Here is a 17,919-nt window from a genome sequence, read left to right on the forward strand (position 1 = left end):
ACATTGCTTATCATTCTCAATTAGCGTAAAATGAGTGAGAATGAGAAGGAAGAATTACTTGGTGAATGCTTCATCGGAATACTTCTTTTTTGGAAGGCGCGATAAATTGCAAGCAAGGATTCAACAAGAAATGAGATGACTCAGTTCTTGGCAATCTCGCTTTCAGCTAAAGACGCCTTAACACGCATTTTATGGAGGGAAATTTATGTCAACGTTAGCAATCAAAAATCTGCACGTATCCATCGAAGGCAAAGAAATCTTAAAAGGGGTGGACTTAACCCTTAATACTGGCGAAATCCATGCCATCATGGGACCAAACGGCACGGGAAAATCCACGTTATCAGCAGCCATCATGGGCAATCCAAACTATGAAGTGACAGAAGGGGAAATCTTATTAGATGGCGAAAATGTCTTGGAAATGGCTGTCGATGAACGGGCTCGGCTGGGCTTGTTCTTGGCGATGCAATATCCGTCAGAAATTCCTGGAATCACCAATGCGGAATTTATGCGAGCAGCCATCAATGCCAAACGAGAAGAAGATGACAAACTCAGTGTGATGCAATTTTTGAAGAAACTAGATAAGAAGATGGCCTTGTTAAACATGCCAGAAGAAATGGCGGAACGTTACTTGAACGAAGGCTTTTCTGGCGGTGAAAAGAAACGCAATGAAATCCTGCAATTATTGATGTTAGAACCTAAATTTGCCATCCTGGATGAAATCGACTCAGGTCTTGATATTGATGCCTTGAAAGTGGTTGCCAAAGGGGTTAATGAAATGCGCGGGGACAATTTCGGCGCCTTGATTATCACCCATTACCAACGTTTGCTAAACTACATCACCCCAGATGTCGTGCATATCATGATGGAAGGGCGGGTTGTGATGACAGGCGGTGCTGACCTTGCAAAACGTCTGGAAGCAGAAGGCTATGCCGGCATCAGTGAAGAATTAGGTATCGAATACAAAGAAGAAGTGTAAGGGAGGCATTTGACATGACACAATTGAAAGACCATCTTTCCGCCGTGAAAATGTTCTCTGCCACTCAGGAAGAACCGGCTTGGATGTTGGCATTGCGAGAAGACGCCTTAAGCAAAGTGGACGAAATGCGTTTGCCACGGATCGACCAAGTGAAATACTTTGACTGGCCTTTATTGGCTGTGGGTGAAGAGACCATGGAAGCAGCGGAACTACCGGATGCTGTAGGGGTGATTGGCTTTGATGAGATGCAGGACCACCCTCTTTTGGTGCAGTACGGCAGCATCACCGTCGCCCAACAATTGCCCCAGTCGTTAATCGATCAAGGGGTGATTTTCACAGATTTATTTACGGCGATGAAGGAACACAGCGAGCTGGTGCAGGCCTACTTTATGACCAAAGCAGTGAAGCCAGAAGAAGACAAGCTGACAGCGGCCCACCTCGCCTTTTTAAACAGTGGTGCCTTCTTGTATATTCCCAAAAATGTCGTTTTGGAAGAACCTGTCGAAGCGCTCTTTTATCAAAACGGCACGAGTCACTTTTTCCATCATGTCCTGATCGTGGCTGAAGAAAATAGTCAGTTTTCTTATTTGGAACGATTCTTATCTGATGAAAGCAACACGACCCCGGTTTCCGCTAATATCGTGGTGGAAGTCATCGCCAAAAGTGGCGCTCAGGTGAAGTTTTCGGCAGTGGATCGTCTAGGCAAAAACCTGACCACCTATCTTAACCGTCGGGGATATCTGATGCGGGATGCCATGGTGGATTGGGCGATTGGCGTGATGAATGAAGGTAACGTGGTGGCGGATTTCGATACCGATTTAGTTGGCGACGGTGCCCACTCAGAAATCAAAGTGGTTGCGATTTCCGGCGGTGAGCAAGTGCAAGCCATCGATACCCGGGTGACTAATTCTGGTAAGAGCAGTATCGGCCATATTTTGCAACACGGGGTGATTCGTGGTCATGGTACCTTGGTATTTAATGGAATCGGCCACATCATCAAAGGGGCAAAAGGAGCCGATGCCCAACAAGAAAGTCGAATTCTGATGTTATCAGACGGCGCTCGCGGAGATGCCAACCCGATTTTATTGATTGATGAAAATGAAGTAACGGCCGGCCACGCCGCTTCTGTCGGGCGGGTAGATCCTGATGAAATGTACTACTTGATGAGTCGTGGGTTACACAAAGAAGAAGCCGAACGTTTGGTAATTCGTGGCTTCTTGGGATCCGTTTTGACGGCGATTCCGATGAAAGAAGCCCAGAAGGAATTAATCGATGTTATTGAAGGGAAGTTGGACGCATGACCTTAGATGCTACGAAAATTCGTCGTGATTTTCCGATTTTAGATCAAATCGTCAATGATGAACCTTTAGTTTATTTGGATAATGCCGCCACCACCCAAAAGCCGGAAGCGGTCTTGCAAACTTTGATGGATTATTACCATCATGACAATGCCAACGTCCATCGGGGGGTGCATACCTTAGCCGAGCGGGCGACGCAAGCTTATGAAGCCGCTCGAGAAAAAGTTCGCCAGTTTATCCATGCCAAAGAAACCGCCGAAATCCTTTTTACCCGTGGGACGACGACCAGTTTAAACTGGGTGGCTCGTAGCTTTGGGGATGCCTTTGTTGAAGAAGGGGATGAAATCGTGATTTCCTATATGGAACACCACGCCAACATCATTCCTTGGCAACAACTGGCACAGGCCAAAAAAGCCAAACTCATTTACATCGATGTGACGCCAGAAGGGTTTTTAGATATGGCCGATGCTCGACGTAAAATTGGTCCGAAAACTAAAATCGTCGCCATCGCTCATGTTTCCAATGTGCTAGGTGGCATCAATCCGATAGAAGAGCTGATTGCTTTGGCGCATGCCCATGACGCTGTGATGGTGGTGGATGGGGCCCAAGCTGTGCCTCATATGCCAGTGGATGTTCAAGCGTTGGACTGTGATTTTTATGCTTTTTCCGGCCACAAGATGTGTGGCCCTACCGGAATCGGCGTCTTGTATGGCAAACGGCAATGGTTGGAGCAGATGGAACCAGTGGAATTTGGTGGCGAGATGATCGATTTCGTCAATCTCTATGACAGTACTTGGAAAGAATTGCCATGGAAATTTGAAGCCGGTACCCCCAACATTGCTGGTGCTATTGCCTTAGGACGTGCCATTGATTACTTAAATGCGATCGGGATGACCGCTATCCACGAATATGAACAAGAACTCGTAGCGTATGTTTTGCCGAAATTGCAAGCCATCGAAGGGGTGACCATTTATGGCCCTCAAGATCCAGCTAAGCACACAGGTGTCATGGCTTTCAATCTCGACGGCCTGCATCCTCATGATGTCGCTACCGCATTGGATATGGAAGGGGTGGCGGTGCGTGCGGGTCACCACTGTGCCCAGCCATTATTGAACTATCTGCAAGTGCCCGCCACTGCGCGAGCTAGCTTTTATTTATACAATACCAAAGACGACGCCGACCGCTTAGTCGACGCCATCCTTGCGACAAAGGAGTTTTTCCAATATGGCGCTCTCTAAACTTGATAATCTCTACCGCCAAGTCATCCTTGATCACTCCAGTCACCCCCATCACCGGGGCTCATTAGGCAAGTCTACCTTGTCTGTGCAAATGAACAATCCGACTTGTGGGGACGTCATCCATCTAGAAGTAGAGGTGGCGGATGGTGTGATTAAAGACATCGCTTTTGACGGCTCAGGTTGTTCGATTTCTACCGCCAGTGCTTCCATGATGACGGATGCCGTGATTGGTAAACGAGTCGATGAAATTGGTGATTTAACCTTGATGTTTTCCGATTTAGTCCAAGGCAAAGAGGTTCCTGAGGCTGAACGTCTTGGTGAAGCTGAAGTTTTGGCAGGTGTATCCAAGTTTCCAACGCGGATCAAATGTGCTACCTTGGCCTGGAAAGCCTTGAATAAAGCCGTGAACGAATCAGAAAGCGGAGTGGCCGACAGCGGTCATCTCCATAACCATAACGAAGAGGCTTAAATTTCAAAAATAGTGGTTGATGTTTGGCGTTAAAAAACGTTGAAATCAACCCGAGAAAGCAAATGACAGACAGTTAAGCCGTCGTTTATTGAAGGAGTGAAACAGCACATGGCTGACATGATTTTACCTGAATCAGAAGAATACAAATATGGTTTTCACGATGATGTCACACCGGTCTTTACTACTGGTGATGGCTTGTCAGAAGAAGTCATCCGCCAAATTTCCGCCGCAAAAGGCGAACCTGAGTGGATGCTGGACTTCCGTTTGCAGTCCTTAGAAGCTTTTAATGAAATGGCTATGCCTAAATACGGTCCGGATCTCAGTGAATTGGATTTCAATAAAATCAATTACTTTATCCGTTCCTCTGAAAACAAAGCCCGTAACTGGGAGGATGTACCGGAAGATATCAAAAACACTTTCGAACGTTTGGGGATTCCCGAAGCCGAGCGGGCCTACCTCGCTGGGGCCTCTGCCCAATACGAATCGGAAGTGGTCTACCATAATATGAAAGAAGAGTTTGAAGAATTAGGGATCATCTTTACCGACACGGATTCGGCCCTCAAAGAATACCCGGAACTCTTCAAAGAATACTTTGGCACTTTGGTTCCTCCCCGAGACAACAAACTAGCTGCCTTGAACTCCGCAGCTTGGTCTGGTGGCACCTTCATCTATGTACCAAAAGGTGTCCGCACTGAAATCCCGATTCAATCCTATTTCCGGATCAACTCTGCCAACACAGGACAGTTTGAACGGACCTTGATTATCGTCGACGAAGGTGCCAGCATCAACTATGTCGAAGGGTGTACAGCGCCAACTTATTCCAGCGATTCACTCCATGCCGCTGTGGTGGAAGTCTTTGTTAAAAAAGACGGCTACATGCGTTATACCACCATCCAAAACTGGTCTAATAACGTCTACTCTCTTGAAACAAAACGTGGCGTGGCCTACGAAAACGCCACGATGGAATGGGTGGACGGCAACCTCGGTTCTAAAGCAACCATGAAATACCCAAGCGTTTATATGAACGGTCGCGGTGCTCGTGGGACCATGCTGAGTATCGCAGTCGCCGGTAAAGGAATCGTTTTGGATAACGGTGCCCGGATGATCCATAACGCTGAAGACACTTCTTCCACCATTATTTCTAAATCGATTTCCAAAGATGGGGGCGAGGTGGACTATCGTGGGGAAGTCCGCTTTGCTGAAAACTCAGCTGGCTCAAAATCTCACATCGAGTGTGACACCATCATTATGGATGATCTATCGAAATCAGATACGATTCCTTATAACAAAATTTTGAACCACGATGTGACCTTGGAACACGAAGCTAAAGTCTCTAAGATTTCCGAAGATCAGCTTTTCTATCTTATGAGTCGTGGCCTCAGCGAACAAGAAGCCACTGAAATGATTGTCATGGGCTTTGTGGAACCCTTTACGAAAGAACTACCGATGGAATACGCAGTCGAGATGAATCGGTTGATAAGTATGGAGATGGAAGGTAGCGTGGGCTAACCTCGGAGTATTTTTATACGATAAAAGGGACTTATCATCTTAATTGGAAGGGCTAGGAGAGGCTGGATAAGGCCAATCCTAGCTTTTTTGAGTGAAAGAAGAAAATCTCATCCCTCCTCTACTGTCAGTGCCTATTCAAAAATAAGCTTGACCTTTTCTAATAATAAGTGCCCTTTAGTAGCGAACGTTTCTACAGAATCTATGATGGGATATTCTAGAATCTGTGTGAGTTCTGAGCGAAGATTTGTGTAAGAAGAGCTATTGATACTTTTCAATTACGTTGGAGCACTCGGTTGGTAAATATCAGCTATAATGGAATTCGTAGGAGGATGAGTTGATGGCAAAAATGGATGAAAATTTTGCTTTTTTAATATTGTCAATCGTTGCAGAGATTCCTTCGGGTAAGGTTGCTACTTATGGCCAAATTGCTGAACTGGCAGGTTATCCAAAAAATGCGCGTCTGGTTGGGAGAGTCCTACACCAAGCTGATTTCTATGGAAGTTATCCTTGCCACCGAGTGGTCAATAGTCAGGGGATGTGTGCTTCGAGTTGGCCACAGCAGCCTGATTTATTAGCTGGAGAAGGGGTTGGCTTTAAATCAAATAGGCAGGTCGATTTAAAGCAGTATCAGTGGCAAGGTGATCTTTAATAGGTGAATAGTAAGAAAGCATCATCTGATTAATAAGACAAAGATTGCTGTGGTCAAATTAAACCAGATTGATAAGGATAAAAGCTGAATCGGAGTCAATCCAAAACTAGTCGTTGAATTAACGATCCTTTATCTAGGGCTTTCCAGTGGGAGAAAAAAACGCTACAATGAAACTATCTTAATGAAAGTAGGGATTAATCAGTGAGACCAAATTTGGGCTACTATGTACAGACCATCAATGATATTGTTCAAGATACCGAAAAGATCGGCGAAACTATGAATCCAGACTACGAAGTGATTCGCCAAGCCATTGATGAGAATAAACTGCAAGAGCTGACTTCTGAACAAATGGCACAGACGTTAACCACTTTCCGTGAAGGTACGGATAAATATCAAGCGATGCTGGAAAAAATTACCCGCTTACGACCACCAGCAAAAGTATTGGGTATCCATAAAAAATTCGAGCGTTCGTATCAGAAGTATGTGGCTGGCTGCGAAGAGATGATTGCCAGTTTGCAAGGTGAAACAATTGATGTCACAAGTTTTGATGCTTCTGAAAAAAAACAAGATGATGCGACAGATGAAATCAGTTTTGCTATTCAACGGATGACAAAATTGTTGCTTGGTCGTTAAAACGAGAGTTATCTAATTTAAATATAACGTTATTTTTATGAAAAAAAGGTGGTTGCCGGTTATAGTAGATACATAACCAACAACAACCTTTTTATTTTTCATTTTACTCCGTTAAAGAGTAATTACTCCTTTTTCCACCGGACCTAACCAACCCGGTGGTTTTTTTGTGTCCAAAAGAATCTTATACTAGATATATTAAGAGCGTATGGGGCTTTATTTGGATAAGAGCAACAAGTTAACTCGATAGCGAGATGATGAATATATAATTACAAAAATTATTGGGATATATTGCGAAAAAGATTTTTTTATTAGTTTTATAAATGTTATTCATAGGGATAATAAATGATTTTTTTATGTTTTATCTTTAGCAATTCTATTTACTTGTTAGAAAAAGATAAAAAAACGTTTTTTTTCATAAAATACAACCATCTGAAGAAAGCTGCGGGATCTAAAATAATTGTCTAGTAAAAAGTAAAAAGGACAAGTCATCTGGGGACTTGTCCTTTTAAGGTTCTAACTAGGGTGGACTTCACAAACTCCTTCTTTTTTGCGTTCATACAAAATCGTCTCATGGTATCGTGCATCATGTGTCGAGTATCTATGAATTTTTGAAAGCAGAAGGAGTTTTTTCAGCCTTTCTTCTTTGGTCGGGTAACCAAATAGAAAAGTATCGTTTAATGTTCGGTATCGTGGATATAATCTTTGAAGTACTGGAGTAAATCAGCTTTTAACTTTTGGTATTCTTCTTCGGTATACTCTTTGTCTTCCAGCTTTCCTTCAAAGCGAGGGATACCCAAGTCTTCTTTTAGTCGTTGGCGGATTTCTGTTTGATCCATAGTGCTTCACCTCATCTTTGGTTTATCCTTTTTTGGAACGGACAATCATAGTTTAAATTAGCTAAAAACTGCCGTCAAGGTTTCATATTCTCGCTGCATCAGTTCGAGGCTGGTACGGAAAGTCTCAAAGTCATCATTGTCATGAAAGAGGATTTGTTTTAGTTCAAAGTAAAACTCATCGAAGGCGTTGACAAAGCTTGCAACTTCTTTGGTTTGAAGTTCTAGGTTTTGGTCACAACGAATGTAGGCTTTTTCTGCGAGAGCATAGGCTTCAGCTGTGGTTAAGATGGCCAAATATTGGTTGTAGCGACGATTGGTGACCAAATCATAGCAAGATTGACATTTATTCAGTAGGTTGGAAAAATCTTTCAATAACAATTCGCTAGGTGTTTTTGTAAACATGGACTTCCTCCTTTATTGGATGATACAAGTTTTCTCTAGAGATATCAGCAGAGGCAATCAGACTTTGGGAACATAGACGCAGACAGCTTCGGGAGCGAAAACATCTTTTTCCAAGAGAGCTAACTGACCGGTTTCTGGATTGCGGCGATAAAGAGTTAGGTTGTCGCTATTTTGATTGGCACAGATGAGGAAGTTTTCTGTTTGATCCAAGTTGAAATCCCGTGGGAAATCCCCTTCTGTAGCGATCAATTGTTGTAATTCCAAGTGGGTGCCGTCAGTGTTAGTGGCAAAGACTGCGATGGAGTTGTGACCACGGTTTGATGCATAGACGAAGCGTCCGTCAGAAGACACCCGAATTGCCGCACCACCATTGAAGTCGTTAAAATCACTTGGTAAGGTGGAAATTTTTTGTAATTGGGTGAAACTACCAGTGGCAGCTTCATAGCGTAAGACTGTCACGGTGCTGTCGAGTTCCCCAAAGAGATAGGCGATGTCATGGTTAGGATGAAAGGCCAGGTGTCGCGGTCCAGTACCATCCTCAGCGATATAAACGGCGACTTCGGTCAATTTGCCTTCAGAAGAAACATCGTAGGTATAGACGCGATCAGTTCCCAAATCGCAAACGGCAAGGCGATCATCTGGTGTTAAGTCGGTGTAATGAACGTGTGGCTTGTCTTGGTTTTCATGACTGCCACAAGGTTCATCATGATACAACGAGTCAGCAGCGACTAAGCGGCCGTCTTCCATTAGTTTGTAGACATTGACTTCCCCTTTGTGGTAATTGGCGCCATAGACCAGGTGACGTTTGTCATCGACGGCGACATAACACAAAGGGGCGCCATCTTCAGTGACCGCATTTAAAAAATGCATATCTGTGTCGTAAGCTGAACAGCCGCCTTTGTCTTCCACAGAGGTGACGGAGTAAAGGCGACCAGCGGCACTTTTCGTCAAGTAAGTAGGACTTGTTTCTGGTACGACTAACTGAAGGTCAGTCAGTGTTTCATCGTCAGTATCCAAGGTAATCTGGTAAATTCCTTGGCTTTTGCGGCGGGTATAGGTGCCCAAAATCAGAGTCTGTTTCATATTGAGAAGCTCCTTTTTAATGTCATTGAAAATTCTTGTAAGAGTTGGAGAAAATCTTTGAAAGCGTCTTAGCTGAAGGTATAGCCAACTAAGTGACGTTGCTTCAAAAACAAGAACTTTCGGTTGTTTTCTTCCATTATTGTAACATAATTAGCTGAAAACGCCGGATATAAGTGTCCTTGTGCTATACTAAAAATAGCAAGAAAAACGTTGACATAATTGCTTATGGCAAAATAAGAATTATCGTCAGAGGCTACTTACTAGAGGCGAAGGAGCAACAGCCATTTTTATAAAGGCGCAACGACGATAAAGTGGGAAAATGAAATAACGCGTAACAAAGGAGTGTCGTGCATGATTGAGGCAAAAATTATTGAAATCGGCAATGAGGCGTATCAGCCAGAAGATAACATGTTGATTCTTTTCGGACCGAAAGCGACAGCTGGGTTGAAACCGTACGCTATTATTCAGGAAATACCTGATCGATATGGGATTTCACTAAAAGAGGGGGATTCCTTGGTGTTGGGAGAGCAGACCTATACGATTGAACACGTGGGACGACTGGCAGCAAAAAATCTGCAAGAAATCGCCCATACGGTATTGCTTTTTGCACCGGTACCCGGAGAAGTGAATATCCCTAATGGTATCTATCTTTTCCCTTATGCATTGCCACAATTGAAGGCGGGGGACCAGATTGTTTATCCAGGAGGTGTGAATCATGGAGCGTAAGCCACGAGAAGGATTAGGAGCTCGCAAAAATTCCTGGTTCTGGAAATGGTTTTTGAACAATCAAGTAGTGACAGCACTATTGATTATTTTGCTGGTGCTCTTAATTTTGAATGCCTTTACGAAAGTCTCTTATCTGTTTGATCCAATCTGGCAGTTTATGGCAGTAGTGGCCTTGCCAATCGTTTTAGCAGGTATTTTCTATTACCTGTTGAATCCAGCGGTGGATTATCTAGAGAAAAAAGGGATGAAGCGGATTTATGGCATTATCCTATTGTTTCTAGTGGTTATCGGGCTGATTGTCTGGGGAGTAGTGGTCATCGTGCCAAAAATCCAGGAGCAAAGTGTCAGTTTTGCCAATAATTTACCAGACTATTTGGATACCATTGATGAGAAAGCGCGGGAGATTCTCAGCGATCCAATTTTTTCACAGTTTCAGACGCAAATCGAAAGTTATTCTGATCGTTTGATGAGTTGGTTGACGGACTTCATCCAAAACTTTTCCAAGAGTACCATCAGTGGCATTGGTCGCTTTGTTGGTGCCGTAGCTTCTGTGGTGGTAGCAATTATGACCTTCCCCTTCATCTTATTTTATTTGTTGAAAGATGGGCGGAAATTAGCGCCTTATGTGGTGCAGTTTTTACCAAATAATTGGCGCAAACCGACTCTAAACGTGATCACCGAGATGAATGGGCAAGTCTCTTCTTACATTCGCGGGCAACTGACCGTCGCTTTTGCGGTGGCTCTGATGTTCATTTTGGGCTTTTCAATTATCGGTTTGGATTATGCAGTAACCCTCGGCATTGTGGCGGGAATTTTGAATTTGATACCGTACTTGGGGTCGTTTCTGGCGATGGTTCCGGCAGTCTTTTTAGCGATTGTGGCAGGACCGTTTATGATCTTGAAAGTCGCGATTGTTTTTGTGATCGAACAGACTCTGGAAGGTCGGTTTATTTCACCGTTAGTATTAGGCAGTCAGTTGGCCATTCATCCGGTGACCATCCTATTGGTATTATTGACTTCTGGCAAGTTGTTTGGCTTGGTGGGTGTGGTCTTTGGGATTCCCGTCTATGCAGCAGCCAAAGTGTTAGTTACCCATCTTTTTGAATGGTATCAAGAAGTTTCCCAGTATTATTACAAAGAAGAGGAAGAAACCCCTCCGCTGAAAGAAGAGCAATAAAAATCGACCGCAAGCATCCTTTGACTGATATCTAAGTCAGGATGCTTGCGGTCTTTTGATTATTAAGTGGATCGATGGGTGTACTTAGTTAAGGCAGCGTAATAGGCTGAGACTGCGTATGCCTAGCCGAGATCGCAGTCCTGAAATACCGACTCAATTATGGAATAATCAGTCAGTTGTGTAGCTGGTCTAGCATCTGATATTGCTAGACTAAGGGAAAGTCGAGTGCTGTCGTAGCCGAGCTTCCTAGCGTCAGCAACAGTGGCTTCCCATTTGTTGATTTAGGCCACTGTGGCGGCAACGTGACGGTAAGCTCGCATACCACCAATCACGTGCACAGCGTTAAAACCGTTATCTGTCAAAAAGTTTGCCAAGATTTCTGAACGGCGGCCGGAATGGCTCAAGATAAAATATGTTTTGTCTTTGTCTAGTTCTGATAACCGATTTGGTAAACTTGTCGCTGGCATAGAAACTGCCTGTGGCAAATGATTTTCTTCAAAAGCACCATGGTCGCGAGTGTCCAAGATGACCACGTCTGGATTGTTCATTTGCAATGCGAAGTCCTGCACTGAAATTGAATTCATTTTATTCCCAACTTTCTTCTCATATGATGACCAAATCTTATTTCAGATTGGCAAATATTTCAATTGTTTTGATGCATTCTAATAAATCGATGGCAAGCTTTATCATCATATCTTATTATTTTTTTGATAAAAAATGGTTAAAAATAAACGAAAGGGGTTGTCTTAAAAAGCTATAGAAAATGAAAATGGTGATAAGCACACCATTTTAAACGCTATGATATGCCTACGAGTGTTTTACACAATTTTTTAGATTCTGCAATATTTGAATTACGATCCTGTCATTGGGGTTAAGGAATTTTTAAAATCCCCACCCTTCCTGTAAGTGGACTGGGACGTTTTCTCTCTTTGATGAGGAGCAGGTCAGAAGGAGGCTTTCTTTAGTAAAAAAGGCAAGGAAATTTTGGTTGAGGTCTTTTATGGAATAGACCAATTGTTTAAATATAGAAATAAAAAATAATTGAAAGCGCTTGTAAATTTCTGTTCATCAACTTAAAAATCGAGTACACTAGAAGTAGACCTATGTAACCTTTGTCACAAGTTGTGCTAGACGCCGGCGACCCCCAAGAAATGGAGGCCTTTTTTGATGATGTTTTTACGACGTTTAACGATTGATAATCACCTGTGGTATGCCTTGAAGATTGGAATTGGCAGTGGCTTATCCATCTATTTAGCGGAATTACTGCAATTGGAATATTCTTCTTCGGCAGGGATTATCACCTTACTAACCATTGCTAGTACCAAAAGAGAAACGTTGCGCCTTGGCTTATATCGGATCGTGACTTTTCTGGCGACGGTTTTCCTCTGTTGGCTGATGCAAGGGCTTGTGGGTTCTGAGTGGATTAGCTACGGGATTGTCATGGTGGTGGTCACTTTTTTCTTGAATGTGCGCAATTTACTAGCCACCCTTTCAGTCAATGCGGTGGTGGTAAGTCATTTGTTGCACAATCCTGAGCGCACCATCAATAATGAGGCGATTCTCAATGAACTGTTACTCTTGGCGATTGGTTTGGTGATTGCGATTGTGGTGAATTATTTTCAAAATTATGAATCCCAAAAGAAATACCTAGAGCAGTCGGTCAAAGCTATAGATTTGAGGATGCAGCGGGTTTTGACTAAATTAGCTGCTTATTTAAGGGATCCTGAGCTGGATAATCACGTTTGGGAAGACATCATTCAATTGGAAAAAGACCTCCTGACCTATGCTAAATCAGCTTTTGACTATCAACAAAATCGGCTCCCGCTAACAGATGATTTTTATGTTGATTATTTTGAAATGCGTTTGCAACAATGTAGTGTCTTGCACAATCTACACTACGAAATAAAGAAGATTCGCGTATTTCAAAGTGATTCGCAAATTATCGCTGATTTTTTAGGAGAAATAAACGAACATCTCCCTGTGGTGGCGGCACCCAAAGCGCAGCTGCATCACTTGGATGATTTGGTCTTAAAAATTCAAGAGGAAAACTTACCAGAATCCCGGGAAGAGTTTGTTAGTAAAGCGCGGTTGTATCATATTTTGATGGACTTGGAAGAGTTTTTGAAATTCAAACAGCGATTTGTAGCTGGCTTAGAGACTCCGCAACAACAGCAACAAGAAAGCAGTGGGTTGTCATCCTTGCGGGAAAAAGTACCCAATTAAGTAACTGTATTTATAAAAAAACAACCAGGTTTCAGCAAAGGAAAACGTTCCTTCGACTGAAGCCTGGTTATTTTTCGGTTTGATACAGCTTTTTGATTTTTGCAAGGGCTTCTGGATGGGGGGCGTGAGGCATGATCCGACCAACGTAGGTTTTACCATCCTGTTGAAAAGTCAGGTCACTTGCCGATACGTTGTCGGTATCGTAACGGCTAACAAAATCAGTCACAAGACTTTCTTCCATCCAAATGATATCAAATTCTTGGGCCGCCAGTTGATTGGCGAAGACTTGATTGCTTTGGACATCATCGATATTGGTGTACTCAACTGTAATCTGCTCTTTGCCTACTGGTTGCAATAAACTGTCGTAACTTTCTTGTAAAGCAGGAACTAAGGAAGCATCCTTACTGGCTTCGGTGATGACTCTTGCATTGAAAATCGTGACGGGTTTTGTGGCATAGCTATAGACGATAAACCCAACTGCCAATAAGACACCAATAATGGCGATAAATACACCTTTATAAGCGTAGAAAAAATAGCTCACTTTATCTTTGCCATGCTTTTGGGCAAGGGTTTCTTTAATGACGGTTTTCATTTTTGACTCCTTCTTCCGGATGTATGGATGATTCAATGTAGAAAACTCAGGCCACCTGGCAAGGCGGTCCTGATTTTACTTTACTGTCAATTAACCGAGCTATTGGCTCCACCGCTGTAGCTTTTCCCGAAGTAGGACGTTATTGCCAATCATAGGAAAAAAGCAGGGCAAACAGGTTAGATTTCCTCAAAGCGGTCTCTTCATTTTACCATTGCCCAAGAGAAATGCAATTGCCAAGGGAGGAGAAAGCGTGAATAAAGTTGGGAGCTTTGATGAAATTTATGGGGAGCAGCGGCGCTTTTCCATGGGGGACTGGCTCTTTTGCAAGCTTTTGAGTACAATAACCAAAAAGGAGGGGAGTCCATGAAAAGAAAAACACGATTTGCGGTAGCAAGTTTGTTGGTGCTTAGCGTCTTATCTGCTTGTAGTACCGGGGGAAGTCCACAAACAACGGAAGTTACCAGCAATACAAGCCAGCGATCCCAAGAGTTGGCGGTCACGTTGACATTGCAAGTAGAAGGTAAAGAATTCGCTAGCAAGCAAGTGACTGTTACCACTGGAACCTCGGTTTATCAAGCTTTATCAGCTAATTTTGAAATCCAGGATAACGAGGGCTTCATCACTGAAATCGATGGGGAAAGTCAAAATGCCGATGAAGGGAAGTATTGGCTTTACCAAGTCAATGGCAAAGACGCGGTCGTAGGGGCCAAAGACTATCTTTTAAAAGCTGGTGATCAAGTCGTCTTTGATTTGAAAAAAATGTAAAAAAACACTAGTTCCCCTGTTAAGATGACGTCTTAGTCGCTATCTTAACAGGGGCTAGTGCTTTTTTATAGATAAAGAACTTATAAAAAATAAGCTCCAAAAGCCTGAAGTATCAGTAATTAAGTGACCTATCATGCCGACATTGTGAAGCCTGAAAAAGGTAAAATTTAGCAACCTAGGAATTGGGTTGACGGTAGCTAGACCGGCCGGCTTGCTCATAGTCTATGTTTTATAACGTTACAACCTCCCGAAAGACTAATGTACCAAAAATCACAGGGAGGCATTTCTGAAAGTAAGCTCGTTTTACTTTTTAGACTAGGGTATTATGTTTGGCTTTACGAACGAGTCTAGCTTTTGTGGTTAAGGAACAAAGTGAATATAAAGTTCTATCACTATCCAACCGGCGACATATGCTACTACTCCATAGGCAAAATAACTGATCGGTATAACGTTGGTGCCTTGATTCGCTACCATGACCAAAAGCCACGTCGCAATGGTGAGAGCGGTCAAGGTCCAATAAGTCAACAATTGATTACTCTTTTGCACATAGCGCTCATCTTGGGAACGTGGAGGCTTGACAGGATTTTTCCGCTGACGGAAGGCGACTAAAAAAGCGGATATCAATAGAGCAATCCAATAGAACGGATTTAAGAAAAAACGACTGTTTGGCTGGAAAAGTATGTAGGCAATCCCCGCACCTAATACTACTGGATAGAGTCGACTTACCATAGTATGAATTATTTTCATCATGAATCCTCCTTGTCTAATCTTTATTTGGTTTTAGTTATCTTGCGAATGGTTATTCATCTTCTAGTTTGAACAAAGCTTCGACAGTGACGCCAAAAAAACGGGCTAACCCTAAGGATAGTTCCAGGCTAGGATTGTATTTCCCTACTTCGATGGCGTAAATGGTCTGGCGGGAGACATTTACAGCAAGGGCCAATTCTTCTTGCGACAGCCCAAGTTCTTTGCGGTATTCTTTAATGAAATTAATAACAGCCATCTGTCTTCCTCTCCAATTACATGCAAGCTAGTTTCAAAGTTGGTGATGCTTTTACTATACGTGGGACTTTTTTGATTGCAAAGATATCTTTACAAAAAAAGCATAACATAACAAAAAATCGGTGTAAAGATATCTTTACAAAATAACTTTCGTTGTCGATTGCTAGTCGCTGCCTGGAGAGCGAGGGTTTAAATTTGCCGGAATGGGAAATTGTCATGTAGAATGAAGGCAGAGGAGCGTGGATGACCGTGGAATTTAAATTGGGGAAGGAAACGCAGCTTGAAACAGTTGCAGTACGTGTAAAAAACCGTGATCAGATGATTGATTTTTATCGGAATATCATCGGATTCACGTTGAAACGAGAAGAAAATGAGCTAGCCATCATGGGCAATAGCGCAGCCAAAAATGAAAGTTTATGGCTTGAAGAAAGCCCCCGGGCTGAGGACCATTTTGGCGAAGTGAAAAAATTACGCCGCTTCTGTTTGGTAATTCCTACTGAAGCAGAATTAGAGGATATTTTAGGCCGTATTAAACAAGCGGATTACCCGATTCAAAATGCTTTGTATGATGAAGGGGTGATGGGGATCTTGTTGGGAGATCCTGAAGGGAATCAGTTGGAATTATACTACGGGGCTGAGCAAGAGCAAAACACGGTGATTAACCCCGAGCCTTTGGATGTGGCTAAGCTTATGACCAAGGCTACTGGTGAATACCCAGTCTTATCCGAAGCGGTTTATTTCGATAAAGTACACTTGAATACTGCTGATTTGGCAGAGGAAGGCCACTTTTTAGCAAATATCTTAGGCTTTGCGATTCGGGATGAGAGTCGGGGAATCCATGTGCTGAACGAAGGGCGTTTTCATGTAGGTTTGAGTGAAGCCCATGGTGGTACGGTGGAGCTACCAACGGATCAAGTCTTGGGCTTGGACTTTTTGAAGTTTCGTGTGACGGCAGCAGACATTGAAACACTAGCACAACATTTAACTGCCGCTGGTCAACCTTTTTATAAAGACAAAAAAGGGTCAATCGTCACTGTTTATGATCCTACGGGTGTTGAATGGTGGTTTGTAAATAACTAATCAAAGACTTGGCATAATGATGAAAAGGGCAGAACTCACCGTGTTTAACAGTTTACGGTAGTTTTGCCCTTTGATGCTGGCTAAGTTTTTTTTGATAACGAAGGGCTAACGTTTCAAACGTCAAGAAGATAAGTGAAGAAGAATCAAAGGAGCAAAGACGATGTATCCAGAAACCAGAAAACAAATAACTGACAAGCGGTTACGTGGCGTCTATCCAGGTGTCGTCTATGGTTTTATCAACGGCGCTGGTGAAGAGGTGGTAGCAGAAGGTCTGGCTCAGGTATTAGAACAAGAAGTCACCATGACGGCGGCTAAACGCTTCGATGTGGCCTCATTAACGAAGGTCATCTGTACGACAACAGTCTTATTGAAATTGTGGGAAGCGGGAACGATTGATTGGGATCAGCCCTTGCGACATTATTTGCCAGCTTTTGGTAATGACCAGATTACGATTCGTCATCTGCTAACGCATACTTCTGATATTCGGACTTGGATTCCGCAGCGGGATCAGCTGGATAAAAGGGGCTTGCGGGCAGCCTATTTGCAGCTGGAACCAGGAGCAGATTTGGGTCAAAAAGTTGTTTACACGGATGCTGGGACGATTTTGCTGGGCTTTATGTTGGAGGAAATCTTTGGTGGATTACCGGTAGTTGAGATTTTTCGTCAGGAAGTGTTGCAACCGTTGGGGATGCATCATAGTGGCTTTTTACCAACCGCTGAGGAACTAGCAGATGTGGTGCCGACTGCGCTGTTGGCAGATGGCCGCTTGTTAAAAGGTGTGACCCATGATCCCAAAGCTCGGGTTTTAGAAGAACATGCTGGCAATGCGGGACTGTTTACTGATGTTGACGATTTGTTGATTTTTAGTCGGATGCTTCTAGCTAAGGGGGTGTTGCCAGATGGGACGCAGTTTTTAAAACCTGATACCATCCAAATGTTGTTACAAGACCAAACACCTGATGGGCGAGGCCATCGTAGCTTAGGATGGGATTTGCGAGCTGGTGGAGCGGCTACTGGTCAGCCGGCGTTATTTCACACTGGCTATACTGGTACTTTTTTGCTGGTGGATGTCGCTAGTGGTGAAGCATTTGTTTTTCTGAGCAATCGCGTCCACTTGCAAGACCAACGAGAGGCCTATATTGTTCAACGGGATGAAATAATTGCCCAGTATCAAAAAGAACGGGGTGCATTTAGCGAAAAAGTGCTATAATGGACTGGATTTGTTTAACGAGAAAAAGTCGTAGTTTGCGGCGTTATTTTG

At 43.3% G+C, this 17,919-nt stretch carries 20 protein-coding genes; 13 read left to right on the forward strand and 7 right to left on the reverse strand.

Annotation, left to right across the window (positions count from 1 at the left end; genetic code table 11):
* Positions 1-205 precede the first annotated feature (205 nt).
* The 7 genes from sufC (at position 206) to ACO03U_RS00205 (ending at position 6,772) form a co-directional block, all read left to right on the forward strand.
* Positions 206-976, forward strand: coding sequence for a Fe-S cluster assembly ATPase SufC (gene sufC / locus ACO03U_RS00175; protein WP_204684928.1), 771 nt, complete (start codon positions 206-208; stop codon positions 974-976).
* 14 nt (positions 977-990) lie between these two features.
* The gene (gene sufD / locus ACO03U_RS00180; RefSeq protein ID WP_204684927.1) at positions 991-2,277 is read left to right on the forward strand and encodes a Fe-S cluster assembly protein SufD; all 1,287 of its coding nucleotides are present in this window, start codon (positions 991-993) and stop codon (positions 2,275-2,277) included.
* The gene (locus tag ACO03U_RS00185) at positions 2,274-3,512 is read left to right on the forward strand and encodes a cysteine desulfurase (RefSeq protein WP_204684926.1); all 1,239 of its coding nucleotides are present in this window, start codon (positions 2,274-2,276) and stop codon (positions 3,510-3,512) included. Before sufD ends, ACO03U_RS00185 begins: the two co-directional genes overlap by 4 nt.
* On the forward strand, positions 3,499-3,981 hold the full coding sequence (gene sufU, locus ACO03U_RS00190; RefSeq protein WP_161869896.1) for a Fe-S cluster assembly sulfur transfer protein SufU: 483 nt from the start codon (positions 3,499-3,501) through the stop codon (positions 3,979-3,981). Before ACO03U_RS00185 ends, sufU begins: the two co-directional genes overlap by 14 nt.
* Before the next feature lie 117 nt (positions 3,982-4,098).
* Complete coding sequence (gene sufB / locus ACO03U_RS00195) at positions 4,099-5,490, forward strand: Fe-S cluster assembly protein SufB (protein ID WP_161869927.1); 1,392 nt, start codon at positions 4,099-4,101, stop codon at positions 5,488-5,490.
* A gap of 337 nt (positions 5,491-5,827) precedes the next feature.
* Positions 5,828-6,139, forward strand: coding sequence for an MGMT family protein (locus ACO03U_RS00200; protein ID WP_423104350.1), 312 nt, complete (start codon positions 5,828-5,830; stop codon positions 6,137-6,139).
* 201 nt (positions 6,140-6,340) lie between these two features.
* A complete protein-coding gene (locus tag ACO03U_RS00205) occupies positions 6,341-6,772 on the forward strand; it encodes a hypothetical protein (RefSeq protein WP_204684925.1) in 432 nt (143 codons plus the stop codon).
* Positions 6,773-7,446: 674 nt separating this feature from the next.
* On the opposite strand, the gene ACO03U_RS00210 is transcribed toward ACO03U_RS00205, so the two are convergent.
* Genes ACO03U_RS00210 through ACO03U_RS00220 form a run of 3 tightly spaced genes read right to left on the reverse strand, consistent with a single transcriptional unit; the run spans position 7,447 to position 9,093 of the window.
* Positions 7,447-7,608 (reverse strand): hypothetical protein, encoded by a 162-nt coding sequence (locus tag ACO03U_RS00210; protein WP_202625852.1) that lies wholly within the window; start codon positions 7,606-7,608, stop codon positions 7,447-7,449.
* Between the two features lie 57 nt (positions 7,609-7,665).
* Positions 7,666-8,010, reverse strand: coding sequence for a hypothetical protein (locus ACO03U_RS00215; protein ID WP_161869901.1), 345 nt, complete (start codon positions 8,008-8,010; stop codon positions 7,666-7,668).
* 57 nt (positions 8,011-8,067) lie between these two features.
* Positions 8,068-9,093: a lactonase family protein gene (locus ACO03U_RS00220; RefSeq protein ID WP_204684924.1), complete on the reverse strand. Its 1,026-nt coding sequence runs from the start codon at positions 9,091-9,093 to the stop codon at positions 8,068-8,070.
* Between the two features lie 351 nt (positions 9,094-9,444).
* On the opposite strand from ACO03U_RS00220, the gene ACO03U_RS00225 reads away from it, so the two are divergent.
* Together ACO03U_RS00225 and ACO03U_RS00230 are read left to right on the forward strand one after the other, a co-directional pair.
* The gene (locus tag ACO03U_RS00225) at positions 9,445-9,819 is read left to right on the forward strand and encodes a PTS glucitol/sorbitol transporter subunit IIA (RefSeq protein ID WP_204684923.1); all 375 of its coding nucleotides are present in this window, start codon (positions 9,445-9,447) and stop codon (positions 9,817-9,819) included.
* Positions 9,809-10,996, forward strand: coding sequence for an AI-2E family transporter (locus ACO03U_RS00230; protein ID WP_204684922.1), 1,188 nt, complete (start codon positions 9,809-9,811; stop codon positions 10,994-10,996). Before ACO03U_RS00225 ends, ACO03U_RS00230 begins: the two co-directional genes overlap by 11 nt.
* A 281-nt stretch (positions 10,997-11,277) precedes the next feature.
* Here ACO03U_RS00230 and ACO03U_RS00235 read toward each other — a convergent pair whose 3' ends face one another.
* On the reverse strand, positions 11,278-11,580 hold the full coding sequence (locus ACO03U_RS00235) for a rhodanese-like domain-containing protein (RefSeq protein ID WP_161869905.1): 303 nt from the start codon (positions 11,578-11,580) through the stop codon (positions 11,278-11,280).
* A 583-nt stretch (positions 11,581-12,163) separates the two neighbouring features.
* Between ACO03U_RS00235 and ACO03U_RS00240 the strand changes: the two genes are divergently transcribed.
* Complete coding sequence (locus ACO03U_RS00240) at positions 12,164-13,219, forward strand: aromatic acid exporter family protein (RefSeq protein ID WP_423104351.1); 1,056 nt, start codon at positions 12,164-12,166, stop codon at positions 13,217-13,219.
* A 67-nt stretch (positions 13,220-13,286) separates the two neighbouring features.
* On the opposite strand, the gene ACO03U_RS00245 is transcribed toward ACO03U_RS00240, so the two are convergent.
* Positions 13,287-13,811 carry a hypothetical protein gene (locus ACO03U_RS00245; RefSeq protein WP_204684920.1) on the reverse strand — a complete coding sequence of 175 codons (525 nt, stop codon included), beginning with the start codon at positions 13,809-13,811 and terminating at the stop codon, positions 13,287-13,289.
* A gap of 363 nt (positions 13,812-14,174) precedes the next feature.
* On the opposite strand from ACO03U_RS00245, the gene ACO03U_RS00250 reads away from it, so the two are divergent.
* Complete coding sequence (locus ACO03U_RS00250) at positions 14,175-14,576, forward strand: DUF4430 domain-containing protein (protein WP_204684918.1); 402 nt, start codon at positions 14,175-14,177, stop codon at positions 14,574-14,576.
* 360 nt (positions 14,577-14,936) lie between these two features.
* Here ACO03U_RS00250 and ACO03U_RS00255 read toward each other — a convergent pair whose 3' ends face one another.
* Positions 14,937-15,323 (reverse strand): hypothetical protein, encoded by a 387-nt coding sequence (locus ACO03U_RS00255; RefSeq protein WP_204684916.1) that lies wholly within the window; start codon positions 15,321-15,323, stop codon positions 14,937-14,939.
* Between the two features lie 52 nt (positions 15,324-15,375).
* Positions 15,376-15,579: a helix-turn-helix transcriptional regulator gene (locus tag ACO03U_RS00260; protein ID WP_204684914.1), complete on the reverse strand. Its 204-nt coding sequence runs from the start codon at positions 15,577-15,579 to the stop codon at positions 15,376-15,378.
* Between the two features lie 242 nt (positions 15,580-15,821).
* Between ACO03U_RS00260 and ACO03U_RS00265 the strand changes: the two genes are divergently transcribed.
* Entirely contained in the window at positions 15,822-16,658 is an 837-nt protein-coding gene (locus ACO03U_RS00265; protein ID WP_204684912.1) for a VOC family protein, read from the forward strand.
* A gap of 160 nt (positions 16,659-16,818) precedes the next feature.
* On the forward strand, positions 16,819-17,868 hold the full coding sequence (locus ACO03U_RS00270; RefSeq protein ID WP_204684910.1) for a serine hydrolase domain-containing protein: 1,050 nt from the start codon (positions 16,819-16,821) through the stop codon (positions 17,866-17,868).
* Positions 17,869-17,919 lie beyond the last annotated feature (51 nt).

Origin of the sequence: Enterococcus diestrammenae, from assembly GCF_049384045.1 — a bacterium.
GTDB lineage: Bacteria > Bacillota > Bacilli > Lactobacillales > Enterococcaceae > Enterococcus_C > Enterococcus_C diestrammenae.

What these genes read in the sequence shown, in the direction of transcription:
- sufC (WP_204684928.1), top strand. Translation starts at nt 206, where the DNA reads ATGTCAACGTTAGCAATCAAAAATCTGCACGTATCCATCGAAGGCAAA.
- sufD (WP_204684927.1), top strand. Translation starts at nt 991, where the DNA reads ATGACACAATTGAAAGACCATCTTTCCGCCGTGAAAATGTTCTCTGCC.
- ACO03U_RS00185 (WP_204684926.1), top strand. Translation starts at nt 2,274, where the DNA reads ATGACCTTAGATGCTACGAAAATTCGTCGTGATTTTCCGATTTTAGAT.
- sufU (WP_161869896.1), top strand. Translation starts at nt 3,499, where the DNA reads ATGGCGCTCTCTAAACTTGATAATCTCTACCGCCAAGTCATCCTTGAT.
- sufB (WP_161869927.1), top strand. Translation starts at nt 4,099, where the DNA reads ATGATTTTACCTGAATCAGAAGAATACAAATATGGTTTTCACGATGAT.
- ACO03U_RS00200 (WP_423104350.1), top strand. Translation starts at nt 5,828, where the DNA reads ATGGCAAAAATGGATGAAAATTTTGCTTTTTTAATATTGTCAATCGTT.
- ACO03U_RS00210 (WP_202625852.1), bottom strand. Translation starts at nt 7,608, where the DNA reads ATGGATCAAACAGAAATCCGCCAACGACTAAAAGAAGACTTGGGTATC.
- ACO03U_RS00215 (WP_161869901.1), bottom strand. Translation starts at nt 8,010, where the DNA reads ATGTTTACAAAAACACCTAGCGAATTGTTATTGAAAGATTTTTCCAAC.
- ACO03U_RS00220 (WP_204684924.1), bottom strand. Translation starts at nt 9,093, where the DNA reads ATGAAACAGACTCTGATTTTGGGCACCTATACCCGCCGCAAAAGCCAA.
- ACO03U_RS00225 (WP_204684923.1), top strand. Translation starts at nt 9,445, where the DNA reads ATGATTGAGGCAAAAATTATTGAAATCGGCAATGAGGCGTATCAGCCA.
- ACO03U_RS00230 (WP_204684922.1), top strand. Translation starts at nt 9,809, where the DNA reads ATGGAGCGTAAGCCACGAGAAGGATTAGGAGCTCGCAAAAATTCCTGG.
- ACO03U_RS00235 (WP_161869905.1), bottom strand. Translation starts at nt 11,580, where the DNA reads ATGAATTCAATTTCAGTGCAGGACTTCGCATTGCAAATGAACAATCCA.
- ACO03U_RS00240 (WP_423104351.1), top strand. Translation starts at nt 12,164, where the DNA reads ATGATGTTTTTACGACGTTTAACGATTGATAATCACCTGTGGTATGCC.
- ACO03U_RS00245 (WP_204684920.1), bottom strand. Translation starts at nt 13,811, where the DNA reads ATGAAAACCGTCATTAAAGAAACCCTTGCCCAAAAGCATGGCAAAGAT.
- ACO03U_RS00250 (WP_204684918.1), top strand. Translation starts at nt 14,175, where the DNA reads ATGAAAAGAAAAACACGATTTGCGGTAGCAAGTTTGTTGGTGCTTAGC.
- ACO03U_RS00255 (WP_204684916.1), bottom strand. Translation starts at nt 15,323, where the DNA reads ATGAAAATAATTCATACTATGGTAAGTCGACTCTATCCAGTAGTATTA.
- ACO03U_RS00260 (WP_204684914.1), bottom strand. Translation starts at nt 15,579, where the DNA reads ATGGCTGTTATTAATTTCATTAAAGAATACCGCAAAGAACTTGGGCTG.
- ACO03U_RS00265 (WP_204684912.1), top strand. Translation starts at nt 15,822, where the DNA reads ATGACCGTGGAATTTAAATTGGGGAAGGAAACGCAGCTTGAAACAGTT.
- ACO03U_RS00270 (WP_204684910.1), top strand. Translation starts at nt 16,819, where the DNA reads ATGTATCCAGAAACCAGAAAACAAATAACTGACAAGCGGTTACGTGGC.